Source organism: Pseudomonas sp. NPDC089918, from assembly GCF_050280605.1.
GTDB lineage: Bacteria > Pseudomonadota > Gammaproteobacteria > Pseudomonadales > Pseudomonadaceae > Aquipseudomonas.
The window spans coordinates 45,629-64,131 of the sequence record NZ_JBNNVP010000039.1; the positions used below are offsets into that span (position 1 = coordinate 45,629).

General features: G+C 58.8%; 10 protein-coding genes and 1 pseudogene. 6 read left to right on the forward strand and 5 right to left on the reverse strand.

The annotated features are described in order from the left end of the window. Positions 1-210: 210 nt before the first annotated feature. From ACQKPC_RS23585 to ACQKPC_RS23610, 6 genes are all read left to right on the forward strand, one after another. Positions 211-2,229, forward strand: a complete 2,019-nt coding sequence (locus ACQKPC_RS23585) for a type VI secretion system tip protein VgrG (protein ID WP_427626660.1) — start codon at positions 211-213, stop codon at positions 2,227-2,229. Further along, positions 2,219-2,956 (forward strand): DUF4123 domain-containing protein, encoded by a 738-nt coding sequence (locus tag ACQKPC_RS23590; protein WP_427626662.1) that lies wholly within the window; start codon positions 2,219-2,221, stop codon positions 2,954-2,956. The genes ACQKPC_RS23585 and ACQKPC_RS23590 overlap by 11 nt, the downstream gene beginning before the upstream one ends. After that, on the forward strand, positions 2,956-7,761 hold the full coding sequence (locus ACQKPC_RS23595; RefSeq protein WP_427626664.1) for an RHS repeat-associated core domain-containing protein: 4,806 nt from the start codon (positions 2,956-2,958) through the stop codon (positions 7,759-7,761). Before ACQKPC_RS23590 ends, ACQKPC_RS23595 begins: the two co-directional genes overlap by 1 nt. After that, the gene (locus tag ACQKPC_RS23600; protein ID WP_427626666.1) at positions 7,758-8,177 is read left to right on the forward strand and encodes a hypothetical protein; all 420 of its coding nucleotides are present in this window, start codon (positions 7,758-7,760) and stop codon (positions 8,175-8,177) included. The genes ACQKPC_RS23595 and ACQKPC_RS23600 overlap by 4 nt, the downstream gene beginning before the upstream one ends. A gap of 461 nt (positions 8,178-8,638) precedes the next feature. Next, positions 8,639-8,962, forward strand: coding sequence for a hypothetical protein (locus tag ACQKPC_RS23605; RefSeq protein WP_427626668.1), 324 nt, complete (start codon positions 8,639-8,641; stop codon positions 8,960-8,962). 245 nt (positions 8,963-9,207) lie between these two features. Then, a complete protein-coding gene (locus ACQKPC_RS23610) occupies positions 9,208-10,047 on the forward strand; it encodes a 23S rRNA (adenine(2030)-N(6))-methyltransferase RlmJ (protein WP_123500052.1) in 840 nt (279 codons plus the stop codon). A 134-nt stretch (positions 10,048-10,181) separates the two neighbouring features. On the opposite strand, the gene msrA is transcribed toward ACQKPC_RS23610, so the two are convergent. From msrA to ACQKPC_RS23635, 5 genes and pseudogenes are all read right to left on the reverse strand, one after another. After that, on the reverse strand, positions 10,182-10,829 hold the full coding sequence (gene msrA, locus ACQKPC_RS23615) for a peptide-methionine (S)-S-oxide reductase MsrA (RefSeq protein WP_007903246.1): 648 nt from the start codon (positions 10,827-10,829) through the stop codon (positions 10,182-10,184). 208 nt (positions 10,830-11,037) lie between these two features. Then, complete coding sequence (locus ACQKPC_RS23620; RefSeq protein WP_427626671.1) at positions 11,038-13,731, reverse strand: sensor domain-containing phosphodiesterase; 2,694 nt, start codon at positions 13,729-13,731, stop codon at positions 11,038-11,040. Positions 13,732-13,968: 237 nt separating this feature from the next. Continuing rightward, positions 13,969-15,363, reverse strand: coding sequence for an alkaline phosphatase D family protein (locus tag ACQKPC_RS23625; RefSeq protein ID WP_427626673.1), 1,395 nt, complete (start codon positions 15,361-15,363; stop codon positions 13,969-13,971). Between the two features lie 281 nt (positions 15,364-15,644). Next, a complete protein-coding gene (gene aceF / locus ACQKPC_RS23630; RefSeq protein ID WP_427626675.1) occupies positions 15,645-17,597 on the reverse strand; it encodes a dihydrolipoyllysine-residue acetyltransferase in 1,953 nt (650 codons plus the stop codon). An 11-nt stretch (positions 17,598-17,608) separates the two neighbouring features. After that, positions 17,609-18,460, reverse strand: a pseudogene (locus tag ACQKPC_RS23635) (transketolase-like TK C-terminal-containing protein); the annotation flags it as partial. Positions 18,461-18,503: the final 43 nt, after the last annotated feature.

Below are 18,503 nucleotides of genomic sequence, written 5' to 3' on the forward strand. Positions count from 1 at the left end.
TGATGTCGACTGACCCGACGCTATCGCGAGCAGGCTCGCTCCCACAGGGGATATGGTGCTTCTGAAGGGAATGTATGTAGTCAAAAATTCTGTTTTATGAAGGGGGAGTCTTCATAAAAAGTAGGGGAAATCTGATTTCCTTGTCCCTCCGTCAACACCCCTTGTCGCTCATGCAGAATCGCCCGCCTTCATTCTGCAGAGACACATCGGATGTTCGCGCCTGCCAATCAACCGCGTTTCACGTTGACCCTCGACGGCGTCCAGAATGAGCTCAAGGTACTTGAGTTCACGGGCAAGGAAGCCATCAGCCAACCCTATCGATTTGACCTGGAACTGGTCAGCGAACGGCCCGACATTGACCTCGAAAGCCTGTTGCACCGTCAGGCGTTTCTGAGTTTCGATGCGCAAGGTTCCGGTATTCACGGTCAGATTTTTCGCGTAGGCCAGAGCGATTCCGGCCAACGTCTGACGGGCTATCAAATCAGTCTCGTACCGCGTCTGGCGTACCTCGGCCAGCGTATTAATCAGCGGATTTTCCAGCACAAAAGCGTGCCGACCATCGTCACGCAAATCCTCAAAGACCACGGCATCCAGCGCGATGCCTTCGAGTTCCGGCTCGGCAGCGACTACCCTGAGCGCGAGTACTGCGTTCAGTACGCCGAAAGCGATCTGGCATTCATTCAGCGTCTGTGTGCCGAAGTCGGCATTCACTACCATTTCCAGCACAGCGCCGACGGGCACCTGTTGGTGTTCGGTGATGACCAAACGGTTTTCCCCCGGTTGCCCGAGCCGACGCTGTACTTGCCAGGCAGCGGGATGGCAGCGGATGCGCCAGCGATCAAGCGGTTCAACGTGCGCCTGGAAACCCGGACCACAGCGGTCACTCGCCGGGACTACGACTTCCGCAAACCGCGTTTGCAACTCGAAAGCCGCCTCGACAGCGAGCAGCGACCGGTGCTGGAGGACTACCACTTCCCTGGTCAATTCACCGACCGCGAACACGGCAAGCATCTGGCGCAACGGGCCTTGGAACGCCACGCGGCGGACTACCGCCAGGCAGAAGGTCGCGGTGATGAATCGGCGTTGGTCAGCGGGCATTTCCTACACCTCGCCGAACATCCCCGTCAGGGATGGAACGATCTGTGGTTGATCACCGAAATCGAACACCGTGGTCGGCAGCCGCAAGTGCTGGAAGAGTCGGCCACCGGCGACAGCCCGGATGATTTCCAGGGCTATCGCAATACCTTTCTGGCGACGCCGTGGGACGTTGCTTTTCGCCCCGCGCTGGGGCCGGAAAAGCCACGCATGCTCGGCTATCAACCTGCCGTTGTCACCGGCCCGACTGACAGCGAAATCCATTGCGACGAGTACGGTCGAGTCAAGGTTCAACTTGCCTGGGATCGTGACGGTCAGCTCAACGAGCATTCCAGTTGCTGGCTGCGTGTCGCGACTGGCTGGGCGCACGACCGCTACGGCAGCGTGATGATTCCGCGCGTCGGTATGGAAGTGCTGGTGGGGTTCGTCGACGCCGATGCCGACAAGCCGCTGGTCATGGGGTGCCTGCCCAACGCCGCGACCCCGGTGCCGCTCGATCTGCCGGCGGACAAGACCCGCAGCATTTTCCGTAGCCAAAGTAGTCCCGGTGGCGGTGGTTACAACGAATTGCGCATCGAGGATCGCAAGGGCGGCGAGGAAATCTACCTGCGCGCCCAGCGAAACTGGACTCAGCACGTACTGAATGATCAGCAGGTGCAGGTCGACAACCAGCGCAGCATCGTCGTCACCGGCACCGCCCGCCATGAGCTCAAGGCTGACGAAAAACGCATCACCCACGGTCAGCGCCAGACCGAAGTGCGACAGGACGATCACCTGGTGGTGATCGGCGACCGGCACATTCGCGTGACCAGTCAGGCCCTCAACGCCAGCCAGCAATTCCACGTCAGCGCCGGCCAGCAAGTGGTCATCGATGGCGGCGCCAGCGCGACCATTCAGGCGGGCGGGCAGTGGATCAACATCGGCCCCGGCGGGATTTTCAGCAGTGTGCCGATTCAGGTCGGTGGCGCACCGATGGCGGCCATGGCTTCTGCGCCGAACTTGCCGGATGTGCCGTTGAAACTAGCAGCGGCCCCGGCGGCGCTGCTCAGTGCTGCACAGATCCTTAGCTTGCAAAGTGACGCGCCATTTTGTGAAGAGTGTGAGCGCTGTAAGGACGGTGTCTGTGCCGCCTGATGCCTTGTCACCTCGCGCCTGGCTGGAGCGCCAGCCACTGAAACCGTCGGAGCAACTGTTCGCGATTTTCAGCAGTGCCAGTGCTGCTGAACCGTTCAAAGCCTGGCAACGCTCGATCACCGCTCAAGCGCCGAGCCCGATCTGGGCCGACACCGCGTATGCCGAGTGGGAAGCGGTGATGCCCTATGTCGGAATCGTCGCTGTTGGCAGTGAGTTTCTGGAGTGGGTTGCTACGACCGAGTCCCGCGATTGGGGTTGGCTGGCAGTTTCTTCTGCTTCTCAAGAAGCGCTGGTCGAGCATTTGCGCAGCCTCACTCAAGTTTTTTTGCCCAACGGCAACGCGGTGTTTTTCCGTTTCTGGGATGGGCGTTATTTGTTGTCGATTCTTCGGTCTGCCGAGGTGCGAGCCGCTGAGCTGATGCCCGTGATCGGGCGTTGCCTGATCAATGGTCGGGCGCTCGAAATCGGTGGTCGCGCGCTAAAAAATTCCCAGGCTATTCCATGGTGGAAAGTCCCCCCGTCACTGCTGGATCAGCTCGCTGCGCAGTCCGCCACAACCCGCATCAACAACTTGCTGAAGTGGTTGAGCGAGGACCGCCCTGATCTTTATGAGGCGTTTTCCGAAAGTGTATTGCGGCACAAAGTTGCGAGCCTTCTTGAGACGCCGGACCTGCCTCAAGCACCGAAATCAGCCTTGGTGGATTACCTGATGACGGAGCTGGACTGATGGATCAGATCGTACGGATCGAGCAGGAGCTCGACGGTTTCAAAGACACCTTGAGTTTGTATCGCCAGCAACTTGGCAGCTTCTTGAGCAGGAATGCGGACAGGGTTAGCCGGGCTACGGATATGCCGTCGCTGATGGACATGGAGCGCAAGATCAAGCTGGGAAATACCAGCAAGTCGCTCAGTAGTCGCGATGACGATTTCTTCTCCAGCGTTGCGCAATGTCCAGACAGCGGAATTCTGGAAATCGAGAGCAAGTTTGAATCGGTTTATGACATTCCGCTGGGGAATATTCAGGTCGATGTGATTGCCCAGGATGGCGGTAAGTCGACGCCTGTGACGCTCGATGAAAACGGTAAAGGACAGTTCGAAGGCTTGCCCGGCAAGTTCTATCGCGTTCATGTTCAAAGTGAAGTTACCCCAACTCAAATCAATGATCTTTTCTCCTCATACGACGGCCTGACCACAGAGCTGGAAGGCTGGCTACGCAAGGAGTGGGCGGGGTTCAAACAGCAATGGTCGCAGCAATCGGCATCAGCTTCGTTGGCAGCAGTGGGTAATGGAGTGCTCGCGGGAGGTTGGGCTGCGATTCAGGCTGTTTGGGATGGTATTGGTGAACTCACCGACATCCTGAAAGACCCCAACGCCTTTGCCGAAAAGCTCGGTGAAAGTGCTGCTCAACTCGCCAATCTGGCCGTCACTGCCCCAGAAAAAATGGAAAAGGCCATGTTGCTGGCCAGTGACGAGGCGGCGCTGTGTTTGCTGATGCGCACCGCAGTGCTATGGCTCGAAGCGTTGCCACCTTCGCAACTTGCCGGGGCCTCGGCTGAAGCCATTTCCAAGGTCGTGGTCGGCTTGGTCATCGACTTGTTGATTGGCTTGGTACTGAGTGTTGTCGGGGTTGGCATTGCTTGGTTGACGGTACGCCTGGCCAAGTACAGCGCGCAGATTTTTCAGGCCGTAATGGGCTTCGTGAAGTCGATGGTCGCGATCATCAACAACTTCATGGAGTACGTCGACCGCTATAAGAAAGTCGCCGCGCGCGGTGTTGCAGCGGGACTGAAAAAGGGTCGTATGCAACTGCGTTGGAATGGCCGCAAGAACACAGCGCTGAAAAAAGACGAACCCCACGACGACGCGTCGAAGCAGGCCACCAACCCCAACGGCGACAGCGCCGACTCCGCGGATAAAACCGCGACCAACAAATGCCCGGTATCGATGGTCAGCGGCGAAGAACTGCTGACCCTCGCCGACGGTTCGTTGGACGGCATCCTGCCGTTCGACTTCACCCGGCTCTACCGGACCAGCGTCGCCGAGATCGATGACGGCCTCGGCTTCGGCTGGAGCCATTCGTTATCCCATCGCCTGGAAATCGACGACGACACGGTCATCTGGATCGACCACGAAAACCGCCGCACCACCTTCCCGCTGCCATCCATTGAGCGCCCGGCGATCCACAACAGCCTCTCGCGCGCGGCGATTTATCTCGGTGCTGACCCCGAGGAACTGATCCTCGCCCAAGCCGGCGAAGAAACCCGTTTCTACCACTTTTATAACGGTTTTCTGACAGCGATCAGCGACGGGTACGACAACCGTCTGCGCATCACCCGCGACCACCAGGGCCGGATCAAACGCCTCGACAATGGCGCCGGTCGCGCTCTGCTGTTGCGCTACGTGCGCAGCCATTTGATCGCCGTCGATTACCAGCAATTCCGCCCGGCCGAGACCCTCGATGACGCCTGGCACTCCGAGCAGACGCTGGTCAGTTACGACTACGACGAGCGCGGCCGGCTGATCGCCGCCACCAACGCGGCCGGCGAAAGCGAGCGCTACGACTACGACGACCAGCACGTCATCCTGCAGCGGCAACTGACCGGTGGGGCGAGTTTCTTTTGGGAGTGGGAAAAGTCCGGAAAGGCTGCGCGATGCGTCCGGCATTGGGCGTCGTTTTCGCAGATGGACACGCGTTATGTCTGGGATGACGAGGGCAGTGTCACCGTTCAAAACATCGATGGCAGCGAAGAGGTTTACGTCCACGACGATCGGGCACGACTGGTGCGCAAGGTTGAGCTGGACGGTGGCGAACACCTCAAGGCCTACGATGACAACGGCCGGCTGATTGCCGAGCAGGGCCCGCTAGGCGCTGTTACCGAATATCGCTATGACGAAGTCGGACGCCTGGTGGCGCTGATTCCGCCGGAAGACGAGCCAACGGCCTACGAGTACCGCAACGGTTTCCTGCATGCGCGGTATCGCGGCGAGGCGGTATGGACCTATCGGCGCAATGCCCAAGGCGATGTCACCGAGGCCGTCGACCCGGACGGCCAAGTCACCCATTACCACTACGACGCCCAGGGGCGATTGCTGTCGATCCGCTGCCCGGACACCGGTCGGCATGTGTTTGTCTGGAATGGTTTGGGGCAATTGGTCGAAGAAACCTTGCCGCAGGGTGGTCGGCGACAGTTTTCCTACGACGTCATGGGCCGGCGGATTACCAGCCAGGACGAATACGGTGCCGTCACCCGTTACCAGTGGGACGCCGTTGGCCGACTGATCCAGACGACACTTCCTACAGGCGCCACCCGCGCGTTCAGTTACAACGCCTACGGCCAAGTCACTGCCGAACAGGATGAACTCGGCCGCATCACCCGCTACGAATACGCCGACGACCTGCACCTGGTCAGCCGCCGGATCAATCCCGACGGCACGCAGCTCAAGTACCGCTACGACAACCCGCAGCTTCTGCTGACAGAAATTGAAAACGAATCCGGCGAAAAATATCAGCTGGACTACACCGCCAATGGATTGATCCGACAGGAAACCGGCTTTGACGGCCAACGCACGGCGTATGCCTATGACCTGAACGGACAACTGCTGGAGAAAACCGAGTTCGGTGATGACGGCTCGAAACTGGTTACCAGTTACGAGCGGGATTCGGCCGGGCGCCTGTTGGCCAAAACCCTGCCCGACGGCTTCAAAGTCGAGTATCGCTACGACAGCCTTGGCCGATTGGTTTCCGTCGATGATGGCCACGACCATCCACTGGAGTTCGAGTACGACAACCAGGACCGGTTGATCTCTGAGCACCAGGGCTGGGGCACCTTGCGCTACAGCTACGACGCCTGCGGCCAACTCAAACGCCTGCGCCTGCCGGACAACAGCAAACTCGACTACCACCACGCCAAGGGCGGTGCGCTGACGGCCATCGACCTCAACGGCGCGCGGCTCACCGCTCACCAATTCCAATTCGGTCGTGAGCAACAGCGCCAACAAGGTCTGCTGCTCAGCGAACATGCCTACGATGAACAAGGACGTCTGAAGGCTCATTCCGTCAGCCAACAGCAACAACCGCTGTATCGCCGCGATTATGCCTACAGCGCCAACGGAAACCTCGACCACATCGCCGACACCCGCCACGGCCAGCGCACCTACCTTTATGACGCCCTCAACCGCCTGACCCGCGTCCGCCACACCCGCGACGACCCACCAGAAAGCTTCGCCCACGACCCGGCGGGCAACCTGCTGATGCAGGACCGCCCCGGCGCGGCAACCATCAAGGGCAATCGCCTGCTGATGCAAGGCGACCGCCATTACGACTACGACGCCTTCGGCAATCTGATCCGCGAACGCCGCGGCACCGCGCAGAAACTCGTCACCGAATATCGCTACGACTGCCAGCACCGCCTAATCGGTGTCACTACCCCGGACGGTCGTTGCTCAAGCTACCGCTACGACGCCTTCGGCCGCCGCATCGCCAAAACCGTCGAGGGCAAGACCACCGAGTTCTTCTGGCAGGGCGACAACCTCGTCGCTGAAAGCAGCAAAGAGCATTACCGCAGCTATGTCTACGAACCCGGCAGCTTTCGTCCACTGGCCATGCTCGACGGCAAAGGTCCGAAAAAGGCCTGCCCGTTTTACTACCAACTCGATCACCTCGGTACGCCGCAGGAACTGACGGATTATGGTGGCGAGATCGTGTGGTCGGTGAAGTACAACGCCTACGGCAAAGTCACGCACCTGGCGTTCGGTGGGGGCGAGCAACTCGATCAGCCGCTGCGCTTCCAGGGGCAGTACTTTGATGCTGAGAGTGGCCTGCATTACAACCGGCATCGGTACTATGATCCGGACGTAGGGCGGTATCTGACGCCGGATCCGATTAAGTTGGCGGGTGGGTTAAACCAATATCAGTACACGCCGAATCCGACGGGGTGGGTTGATCCGTTGGGGTTGAGCGGGAATTGTCCGCCGCCGAATAAGCCAGGGTGTAAGGCGCCGGATGATACGACTGGCGCTAGGGTTGATGAGGGTGAGCCGCCGTTACCGAAGCTGACGGGTGATCAGCGGCGGGCGCGGATTGATGAGCTGGCTGAGGCGAACGCCAAGGGACGGGTTATGGCAATGGAGGATAAATACGACATGCATACCGTCAAAAAGCACAGTTCAGAAATATCGGATACCGCACTAAAACAGCGAGCCATTAACGGAGCGGACCCTAATACTGGGAGGATCCCGAATGGAGCGAGGGGGAATTTAAGCTCTCAGTTCAGTAGCTGGAGGGTTCATTTCAATGCATTGAATAAGGCATTAACTAGAGAGAGGTTGGGGCTGAGCCCCCATACGGGTACAGATCACAACAGAGACCCGATTGTAAGGATGGAGCTTCCTGGCGCTGGTCGTGGGTATAGGCCAAATAGAATAGATCAAAGTAATCCTAAGTTAAATGAGGATCTGAATTGGTTTGAAGTTAAGTTTGATAAGGATGATGTGACTCGGCCCTATACAGGTTTTCCTTCGGAGAAGAAATGATGTTGCGAGACCCTTTTTTAGATGAGGAATTTCGGCCCGACTTAATGTGGTTTATTGGGGTTTTTTGTGTTTATGATCGTGAAGAGACGCTGGGGGCAGAACTTGAAGTTTATGATCCTAATGATAAGGACGATAGAGCTGAGCTGATCAGGAAGTACGGTCTTAACTTAGGGTATTTGACCTATCGGCATAAGCTCGTTTTGATGGAGTCTCTGGCAGATAAGCTGAACGACGAAAGCTATGACTTTCAGGGCTTGTTCGATATTGACGAGGACGAGGCTGCGAGCTGGGCTCGGGGTGAATGGTACGAATTAAAGGATCCTCGTGGTTTTCTTCAGCATGTCTATATGCTGGCGCAGGAGGTTTGGAAAGATGACTTGCTCAAAGCCAGCCAGGAAGATCGAGCGACTTGGTGAAGGAAGCTAATGCTCAGATAAGTCGTAGATATGAAAATAAGTAGATCTGTCCCATTTTTTTCCAATCTTCACAAGGCTAGTCTCGAAGACCAATCAGCTTGGTGAGAGAGCTACATCGATCGCGAAATTTCTGGGCAAGGTCGTCGGAAGTTTCCTTCAAAACGTATCGGTTTCCATGAACTGGTGCGAAGTGAGATCCATGGATAGTCTTTGGCTGTCGCTGCAAATGCAGCGGCAGGGTGTAGGAACCCGGGACAACTCACCGCGCATCAGCGCTGTCGTTTGATTGCGGCACTTAACTTGTGTCCGTAACATCGTTCGCGGCGGCTGTGCGCGGGGCACGCTTCGGCGTGGCTGAGTTTGGTGAGTTGCTCAGTTTCCTACTCCCGCGTACGGCTGCCACCCAAGCCCGTAGGAAAGGCCGTTGGTAGCATTTAACTCAATCACCAAGGTCTAAAAAAATGAAAAGTCTTCACCCCGATCCACCTTACGAAAAAATAATCCCTCATCCCGAAAACCGCTTCATGGCATTGACCGGCAACTGCAACGACATGCCCACCCTGTTCGTCGATACCCACGCGCCGCTCGATGTTTTATACGACGCTGCCAACTATCGAATTCGCGCCGTTACGCAGGTGCTTGAGAACATGTCGATGCGCGGTTCGGTTGAGTGTGAGTCGTTCATTCTCAGTGATTTTGCGTTGCTGTGTGCCATTCCGTTGCGAGATGGGTGTGATGTGCTGGATGTGATTGGGCGGCGGTTGCGGGCTCGGCCTTCGGAGTAAGGCTGCTGAAAGATCGTTCCCACGCTCTGCGTGGGAATGCAGCCCGTGACGCTCTGCGTCACCTCGGTGTCAGGCGCGAATTCGATTGCGTGGCTGGAACGCGGAGCGTCCCTTGAGGCATTCCCACGCAGAGCGTGGGAACGATCAGCAGAAGGGCGATCACCGTGGAGAATGCCCGCTTAGCCGTGAACCCCTGACGTTCGGCCCCGTACAAGGTAAACTTCCCGGCCTTCGCAGGAGCAATCATGAATTATCGTCACGCCTTCCATGCCGGCAATCACGCCGATGTGTTCAAACACCTGACTTTGACCCGCCTCATCGCCTTGATGTCGCGCAAGGAGCAGCCGTTTGCCTATCTCGACACTCACGCCGGTATTGGTCTGTATGACCTGCAGGGCGATCAGGCGAGCCGTACCGGTGAGTACCTGGAAGGGATCGCGCGGTTGTGGGATCAGCCGGATTTGCCGGCGCTGACTGCCGATTACATGAAGGTGTTGCACGACATGAACCCGGATGGCCAGTTGCGCTATTACCCGGGTTCGCCGGAGTTGGCGCGACGGCTGACGCGGCCGCAGGATCGGGTGATGCTCAACGAGAAGCACCCTGAAGACGGCTTGCTGCTCAAGGACAACATGGCGGGTGATCGTCGGGTGAAGGTGCACTTGGGGGAAGGCTGGCATGTGCCGCGGGCGATGTTGCCGGTGCAGGAGAAGCGGGCGGTGATGTTGATTGATCCGCCGTTCGAGCAACTCGATGAGATGCAGCGTTGTGCGGCGTCGTTGAAAGAAGCGATTGGCCGGATGCGCCAGACGGTGGCGGCGATCTGGTACCCGGTGAAGGATCAGCGCATGTTGCGGCGGTTCTATCAGGACTTGGCCGGTACGGGCGCACCGAAGTTGTTGCGGGTGGAGTTGTTGGTGCATCCGCTGGATACGCCCAATAGCCTGAATGGTTCGGGGTTGGCGATTGCCAATCCGCCATGGGGGCTGGAAGAGGAATTGCGTGAGTTGCTGCCGTGGTTGTCCAAGAAGCTTGGGCAGACCCAGGGTGGGTGGCAGATGGATTGGTTGATCGCCGAGAGTTAATCAATTGCATGAGTTGATCGTTCCCACGCTCTGCGTGGGAATGCAGCCCGGGACGCTCCGCGTCCCTGCCGAAGCGGACGCAGAGCGTCCATTGAGGCATTCCCACGCAGAGCGTGGGAACGATCAGTACGGCGTCAGATCGGGCAGGTCACGCCTGTACCGCCAATCCCGCAATACCCTTCAGGGTTCTTGGCCAGGTACTGCTGGTGATACGCCTCGGCGAAGTAGAACGTCGGCGCTTCTTCGATTTCGGTGGTGATGGTGCCTTTGCCAGCCTTGGTCAGCTCGGCCTGGAACACTTGCTCGCTGTGCTTGGCGGCGGCCAATTGTGCCGGGTTGGTGGCATAGATCACCGAGCGGTACTGGGTGCCGATGTCATTGCCCTGGCGCATGCCCTGGGTCGGGTTGTGCAGCTCCCAGAACATCTTCAGCAATTCTTCATAGCTGACTTTTGCCGGCTCGTAGACCACTAGTACCACTTCGCTGTGGCCGGTCAGGCCCGAGCAGACTTCTTCATACGTCGGGTTCGGGGTAAAGCCGCCGGCGTAACCCACCGCCGTGCTGACCACGCCTTCGCGCTGCCAGAACTTGCGCTCCGCGCCCCAGAAGCAGCCCAGGCCGAAGATTGCGAAATCCACGTCCATCGCGAACGGGCCCAGCAGCGGGGCGTCGTGGACGAAGTGTTTTTCCGGCACGGTCATTGGGGTTTCGCGGCCGGGCAGAGCTTGTTCTTTAGTCGGGAGCACGTTTTTGTTCACCAGGATTTCCGAGCGCAAGACCATGATCAGTCCTCTCAGTCAGGTTGAGATGTAAATAAACAGACCGCCAGTGTGCCCAATGATGCCAAGTTAATCACTACCCCTGTGGGAGCGGGCTTGCTCGCGAAGGCGGTGTGTCAGGCAACAATGATGTCGACTGTCACACCGCTTTCGCGAGCAAGCCCGCTCCCACAGGGTTTTGTGTCCAGGCAGAAAGAGCATTCAGACTTATTCAGGCGATTGGGCCGCGCGGGTAACGTTTGAGCTTTTCGATCAGCTCGGAACCCGGTATCGGTCGGTCGAACAGGTAGCCCTGACCGACGTCGCAACGGTGGCGTCGCAAGAACGCAAGCTGCTCGGCCGTCTCGATGCCTTCAGCCACGACCTTGAGTTTCAGGTTGTGGGCCATGGCGATCACCGCGGAGGTGATTTCCATGTCGTCCTGGTTGTCCGGGATTTCGTGGATGAAGCTTCGATCGATCTTGATGATGTCGATCGGGAATTTTTTCAAGTAACTGAGCGACGAGTAACCGGTGCCGAAGTCGTCCATGGCCAGGGTCAGGCCCAGACGCTTGAGCTGATCGAGCTGCAAGTGGGTGTCTTCGGTGGCTTCCAGCAGCAGGCCTTCGGTCAGTTCCAGCTCCAGCAGGTTCGCCGGCAGCTCTTCTTCCTTGAGGATGTTGGCGATGGACGCTACCAGGTCCGGGTCGGAGAACTGTTTGGGCGACAGGTTGATCGCCACTTGCAGGTTGCCGAGGCCGGCGGCGGTCAGGTCTTTGCTCATGCGGCAGGCCTGGCGGGCGATCCATTTGCCGATCGGGATGATCAGCCCGGTTTCTTCGGCAACGCTGATGAACTGGTCCGGGCGGATCATGCCTTTTTCCGGATGGTTCCAGCGCAGCAGCGCTTCCATGCCCAGCAAGCGACCGCTGCGCAGGCACAGCTTGGGCTGGTAGAACACGTCCAGCTCGTTCTGGGTCAGGGCGCGGCGCAGGTTGTTCTCGACGAACAGCTTGTAGCTGGCCTCGGCATTCAGCGCTTCGGTGAACACTTGTACCTGATGTTTGCCGTTGGCCTTGGCCTTGTGCAGCGCCAGGCCGGCGTTGCGCATCAGCGTCTGGGGATCACGGCCGTGCAGCGGCGCGCAGGCCAGGCCCACGGAGCCGGTGACGCTGATCAGCTGGTTATCGACGAACATCGGTTTGTCGAGGGTCGCCAGCAATTGGTTGGCGACCTGTTGGCCAGCCGAGAGGTCAGTATCGTCCAGCAGCACCGCGAATTCGTTACTGGCGAAGCGCGCCAGACTGCCGCTCGGGCTCAGGCTGTTGCGCAAGCGTCGCGCCAGGCTGATCAGCAGTTTGTCGCCGGTCTGGTGGCCGAGGCTGTCGTTGATCCGCTTGAAGTTGTCGATGTCCACCAGCAGCAGGCTGATCGGCGTGTCGCTGTCTCGGGCGAAGCGTTCATCAAGGTTGCGGATGAACGCCGGGCGGTTGCCGAGGTTGGTCAGATTGTCGGTGTAAGCCAGGCGCTCGATGCGCTGCTGGGCGAGCTTGGTCTGGGTGATGTCTTCGTAGATGCCGATGTAGTGTGTCAGCTCACGGTTGTCGCCGTAGACCTTGGAAATCGACAGCTGGCCCCAGTAGGGTTCGAGGTTTTTGCGTCGGCTCTTGAACTCGCCCTGCCAGCTGTTGCTCTTGGCCAGCGCCGACGGCGCGTCGAACAACAGTTCGCTGAGGTTTTCCAGTGCCGGCAGTTCCGACAGCCGCTGGCCATGGACTTCCTCGGTGGAGTACTGGGTGATTGCCGTGAAGCTCGGGTTGACGTATTCCACCACGCCGTCGCAATTGACCAGCAGAAAGGCGTTGGCGCTTTGCTCTACCGCACGTTGGAACAGGTGCAGAGCGCTGGTGGCGGTGCGGCGGTTGTGGTTGTTGATGACCTGGGCGAACTGATCGGCCAGCTCGCCGGCAAAGGCGATTTCGTCCGACTGCCAGGCGCGGGTCGCACCGATCTGCTCCAGGCAGAGCACGCCGACCACCTGACCATCGACGCGGATGCTGGCGTCGAGCATGGCGTTGACGTCGCGCGGGCGCAGGCTCTCGGCTATTTCCCGGGTGCGCGGGTCGCGCATGGCGTTGTGGGCGTCGATGGCACGGCCGGTGTGCAAGGCTTCGAGGTAATCGGGGAAACCACTGGCATCGATCGGCTCCGGCAGTCGGTGATTGCGGGTGGCGCGGTGATAGGCTGAAATCGGCGTCAGTAGTGAGCCGTCGAGGTTCCACAGGCTGGCGCAGTCGATTTCATAGATATCGCAGGCACTGCGGGTGATCAGCTCGGCGGCTTCTTGCAAGGAATTGTTGGTGCTGTAGCGCTGGCGGGTCAGCAGCAGAATCAGATCTTGCTGGGCGCGCACCCGGTCCAGGTGCTGCAGTTGTTCCTGCTGGGCGCGTTGATTGAGTTCAAGGGCGATTTGCAGGCGTGAGTTCTGGGTTTCCAGATCCAGTACCGGCAGCAGCGGCTCATCGATGAACAGGCCGTCCACTACCATCAGATAGCCGCGCAGCAGGTGTCGATTGTGTTGTTTGTAAGCTTCGCCCAGTTCCAGCAGGCTCAGTACGCCTGCGGCGGTGTGCAAAGTGTAGCGGATCAGGTAATGCGGGCTTTCGGTGAGTTGCTGCTGGATCGTGTCATGCAGTTGATAGCGCGCTTCGGGCTCCATCAGGCTGGCGTAAGGCGAGCCGACCAGGGCGCAGAGCTCCACTGCCGGCAAGCCGAACTGTCGTTCGCAATTGGGGTCGAGAAACAGCAGCGCCCAGCTCGGTTCATTCAGCCGTTCGAAACGCAGCATGCCGAGCCGCGAGGGCACTGGCAACTGCGTCACTACCTCGGCCACCATACGGCTGGCGGCATCGGGTTGGCTCTTCATATGGAGGGAAACTCGCTTCGAATATGCTGATCGCGCCGGGCTCTCGCCCTCTTTACTGTTGTCTGCGGCAAGGTTGCATCATTGCGACACCGACTGACAAGAGACATGAAGGCCAAGTGCTATAAGAATATGTCGGCAGGCGCGAAGATTTCTCCAGCGAGGGGCCTAAAAGTAATGTTGTGAGTCAAAAGATCGCAGCCTTCGGCAGCTCCTGCAAGGCTGCGATCTTTTCCGCAATCAACGCAATTTTATGGTTATCGACTGCAGTTGCTTGCCATCCCGATCGTGATAATTGACGCGGACCTGTCCAGCATCGACGACCAGATGCGCGAAGTTATCCTGGCTGACCACTTCACTGGTCAGCTCATGCCGATAATCTCCCGCGGCCGTTCGGGCCAACGCCTGGTCGAGGATGAAGGTCGATGCCTTGGCATACGGCAGCAGTTTGCTGTTGTACAGCGGTGAAGACACGATGGTGTGAACTTCAAAATCCGGGTCGGCGCTGTGAGTCAGGCGACTGGTCAGTGAGCCGTGGACATCGCCGGAAATGAACAAGACGTTTTTGATGCCGTGCGTACGAATCGTCTCCAGCAGCCTTAGTCGTTGTTCCGGGAAGGCTTTCCAGGCGTCATCGCCGTTAAGTTTGCGGTCGGGGTAGAACATGACGCTGGTGACCACGAATTTGACCCGGGCCGTACTGTTGATCAGCCATTTGAGCAGCGCCTGTTCCTGTTCTTCATCAAGGATGCGCCGGTCGCTGGCCGACAGATTGCGTCGGGTTCGACTGTCGGTGATAAACCATTCGATATCGCCATCGGAGAATTGATACCAATACTGTTGCAGTTTCTTGCTTACTTGCCCGTTGGCAAGCAACTCATAAGCAGGGCTGTGGCTGGCTTGATATAACTCATACGCCGCCATGGCGTTTTCGTATAAGTAAGCATCGGCCTTGCTTTCATTGGCAGGCCAGTTGTCTTCAATTTCATGGTCATCGAGGATCATGTAAGTCGGCACGCCGGACATTAACTTCGAGATATGCGGCTGAGAAAAAGCGGTGCGGTATTTGCTGAGGATGTCTTTGTATTCCCGGTCGGGAGCCACGAGGTTCAGGTCATCGACGTAGATTTGGTCGCCAGTCATCAGCATGGCGCTGATCGGCGGCTTGGCGCGTTCCGCCAGGCTTGTGATCGAGGCAAAGATCCGATCGCCCAAATGCGGGGCCGACGCAATGCCGGCGGTCATTCGCAGGTAACGACATGAGCCTGCGATATAGGCCCGTGGCGTGGTGGTTTTGCTGGACTGCGTGCGAAAGCGGTAGATCTCCCGAGGCCATTGCAGTGGCAGTTCCTGGATCGTCTCCACGGTATGCACCGGGCTCATGGGGCTGAACCAGCCCGCCTGATATTCATAGGCGGTATCGGTAGCCAGATCGTTGAGGGCAATCACTTCGGACATGTCGCGCAAGATTGTCAGTTTTGCAAATACGCCTTTGGACCAGTGCTCCTCACCGGCGCGTCGATAACGAATGCCTGCAAATACCAAGGCGTTGTTCTGTGAATTACCGCGCAAGAAAATACGGGTGTGATTAGTTGTGGTGTGGCCAATAATCGGGCCGACAGTCGGTTTGAACATGTTCGAGTCCATTCGAGGCAATGCTAACTAAGCAGATTAAGTTGTCGAAGTTTCTATTAGAAATTCTCCTAACTAAGACTAGTTATTGGCTTGCAAAAAATATCGGGCGGAAGTGGACTCGAGTTGTAGGCGGTGTAAGCCATGAATGTAGGAATAAGGTGCAGAGGAGGGCTTTCTTCGGGCAAAAAAAGCCCCGCCAAATTGGCGGGGTTGAGGTACGAGCGTGGCGCTCGGAAAACGTCGAACGCGGCGGCCCTGCGGTGAAGGAGGGCCGGCCGGTGTTACAGCAGGATGGTGCGGATGTCCGCCAGCAGGTCGCTCAGACGCTTGGTGAAGCGTGCAGCAGCGGCGCCGTTGATCACACGGTGATCGTAGGACAGCGACAGCGGCAGCATCAGTTTCGGCTGGAAGGCTTTGCCGTCCCAGACTGGCTGGATGGTTGCCTTGGAAACACCGAGGATCGCCACTTCCGGCGCGTTGACGATCGGCGTGAAGCCGGTGCCGCCAATGTGGCCGAGGCTGGAAATGGTGAAGCAGGCGCCTTGCATGTCGTCAGCGGTGAGCTTTTTGTCGCGGGCTTTGGCGGCCAGCGCAGCGGCTTCGGCTGCCAGTTGCAACAGGCTCTTCTGGTCGACGTTCTTGATGACCGGTACCAGCAGGCCTTCAGGGGTGTCGACCGCGAAGCCGATGTTCACGTACTTCTTGCGGATGATCGCCTTGCCGCTTGGCGCCAGCGAACTGTTGAAGTCCGGCAGTTCCTTGAGCAGGTGCGCGCAGGATTTGAGCAGCAGCGGCAGGATGGTCAGCTTGACGCCAGCCTTCTCTGCAACGGCTTTCTGAGCAATACGGAACGCTTCCAGCTCGGTGATATCAGCCGAATCGAACTGAGTCACGTGAGGAATGTTCAGCCAGCTGCGATGCAGGCTCGACGCGCCGATTTGCATCAGGCGAGTCATCGGCACTTCTTCGATTTCACCGAAGCGGCTGAAGTCCACGACCGGAATCGGCGGGATGCCCGCGCCACCGGTTGCGCCAGCCGCAGCGGCCGGTGCTTCCTTGGCCTTCTGCATCATGGCCTTGACGTAAACCTGCACGTCTTCTTTGAGCACACGACCGTGCGGGCCGCTGGCGCCAACGGCGCTCAGCTCGACGCCGAACTCGCGGGCCAGTTGACGCACGGCAGGGCCGGCGTGAACTTTTGCACCAGGCTTGGCTGGAGCAGCGGCAGGTGCAGCAGCAGGTGCGACCGAAGCCTGAGCAGCAGGTGCAGCGGCAGGAGCGCTCGGAGCAGCAGCGGCTGGAGCCGGAGCCGCAGCAGGTGCCGCGCCTTTGACTTTCAGCTTCAGGATCAGGTCGCCGGTACCGACTTCGTCATCCAGCTTGATGGAAACGCTTTCCACCACGCCAGCGGCAGGCGATGGAATTTCCATGCTCGCCTTGTCGGATTCCAGAGTGATCAGCGACTGGTCGGCAACGACGGTGTCGCCAGCCTTGACCAGCACTTCGATGATCTTGGCCTTGCCCGACGAGCCGATGTCCGGGACGTGAATGTCCTGAACAGTGTCGGCAACCGGAGCCGCCGGAGCCGCAGCGGCTGGCGCTGGAGCAGCGGCAGCAGGCGCAGCAGCCTGGGCTGGCGCGGCCGGTGCAGCAGCACCCGCCACTTCCAGGTCCAGAATCAGGTCGCCGGTGCCGACTTCGTCGTTGAGCTTGACGCTGATGGCCTTGACCACGCCAGCGGCAGGCGATGGAATTTCCATGCTGGCCTTGTCGGATTCCAGGGTGATCAGAGACTGATCAGCCTCGACGGTGTCGCCGACCTTGACCTGGATCTCGATGATCTGGGCCTTGCCCGACGAACCGATGTCCGGCACGTGTACTTGCTGAACGCTGGCAGCAGCAGGCGCTGCGGCTGGAGCGGCCGGCGCTTTGGCGGCAGCAGGTGCAGCTTCAGCCTTGGCAGCTGGCGCCGCGGCAGCCGCAGGAGCCGGCGCAGCGGCACCTTCGACTTCCAGTTCCAGCAGTTCGTCGCCTTCTTTCAGGCGATCGCCCAGCTTCACTTTCAGGCTCTTGATGATACCGGCCTTCGGCGCAGGCACTTCCATGCTCGCCTTGTCCGACTCAAGTGTCAGGATGCTCTGGTCGGCTTCGATACGGTCGCCGACCTTCACAAACAGTTCAATTACTTCACCTTCACCGCTGCCGATGTCAGGTACGCGAATGAGTTCGCTCACAGAGTGTCTCCTCAGCAGTCCAGTGGGTTGCGTTTTTCCGGGTTGATACCGAACTTGGCGATGGCTTCAGCCACCACTTTAGGTTCGATGTCACCACGGTCAGCCAAGGCTTCCAGGGCTGCCAACACCACGAAATGACGGTCGACTTCGAAGAAGTGACGCAGCTTCTTGCGGCTGTCACTGCGGCCGAAACCATCGGTGCCCAGGACTTTGAATTCCTTGGACGGGACCCACTGACGAATTTGCTCAGCGAACAGCTTCATGTAGTCGGTAGAGGCGATGACCGGACCTTTACGGCCGTTCAGGCACTCTTCCACATAGCTCAGCTTAGGCTTCTGGCCCGGGTGCAGACGGTTGGTGCGCTCAACGGCCAGGCCGTCGCGACGCAGTTCGTTGAAGCTGGTAACGCTCCACACGTCGGCGCCGACGTTGAACTCTTCACGCAGGATCTTCGCCGCTTCACGGACTTCACGCAGGATGGTACCGGAGCCCATCAGCTGAACGTGATGCGCCGCTTCGCGGGTGTCTTCCTCGAGCAGGTACATGCCTTTCTTGATGCCTTCTTCGGCACCGGCCGGCATGGCGGGCTGCTGGTAGGATTCGTTCATTACGGTGATGTAGTAGAAGACGTCCTGTTGCTCTTCGGTCATCTTCTTCATGCCGTCCTGAATGATCACCGCCAGCTCGTAGCCGTAGGTTGGATCGTAGGTGCGGCAGTTCGGGATGGTGGCAGCCAGGATGTGGCTGTGACCGTCTTCGTGTTGCAGGCCTTCGCCGTTCAGCGTGGTCCGGCCGGCGGTGCCGCCGATCAGGAAGCCACGGGTGCGGCTGTCGCCAGCGGCCCAGGCCAGGGCGCCGAACCTGGAAGCCATTGCCAGCGTGTCCGTCGGCGTCGACAACTACGAC

What these genes read in the sequence shown, in the direction of transcription:
- ACQKPC_RS23620 (WP_427626671.1), bottom strand. Translation starts at nt 13,731, where the DNA reads ATGAAGAGCCAACCCGATGCCGCCAGCCGTATGGTGGCCGAGGTAGTG.
- msrA (WP_007903246.1), bottom strand. Translation starts at nt 10,829, where the DNA reads ATGGTCTTGCGCTCGGAAATCCTGGTGAACAAAAACGTGCTCCCGACT.
- ACQKPC_RS23605 (WP_427626668.1), top strand. Translation starts at nt 8,639, where the DNA reads ATGAAAAGTCTTCACCCCGATCCACCTTACGAAAAAATAATCCCTCAT.
- ACQKPC_RS23585 (WP_427626660.1), top strand. Translation starts at nt 211, where the DNA reads ATGTTCGCGCCTGCCAATCAACCGCGTTTCACGTTGACCCTCGACGGC.
- ACQKPC_RS23595 (WP_427626664.1), top strand. Translation starts at nt 2,956, where the DNA reads ATGGATCAGATCGTACGGATCGAGCAGGAGCTCGACGGTTTCAAAGAC.
- ACQKPC_RS23610 (WP_123500052.1), top strand. Translation starts at nt 9,208, where the DNA reads ATGAATTATCGTCACGCCTTCCATGCCGGCAATCACGCCGATGTGTTC.
- ACQKPC_RS23600 (WP_427626666.1), top strand. Translation starts at nt 7,758, where the DNA reads ATGATGTTGCGAGACCCTTTTTTAGATGAGGAATTTCGGCCCGACTTA.
- ACQKPC_RS23625 (WP_427626673.1), bottom strand. Translation starts at nt 15,363, where the DNA reads ATGTTCAAACCGACTGTCGGCCCGATTATTGGCCACACCACAACTAAT.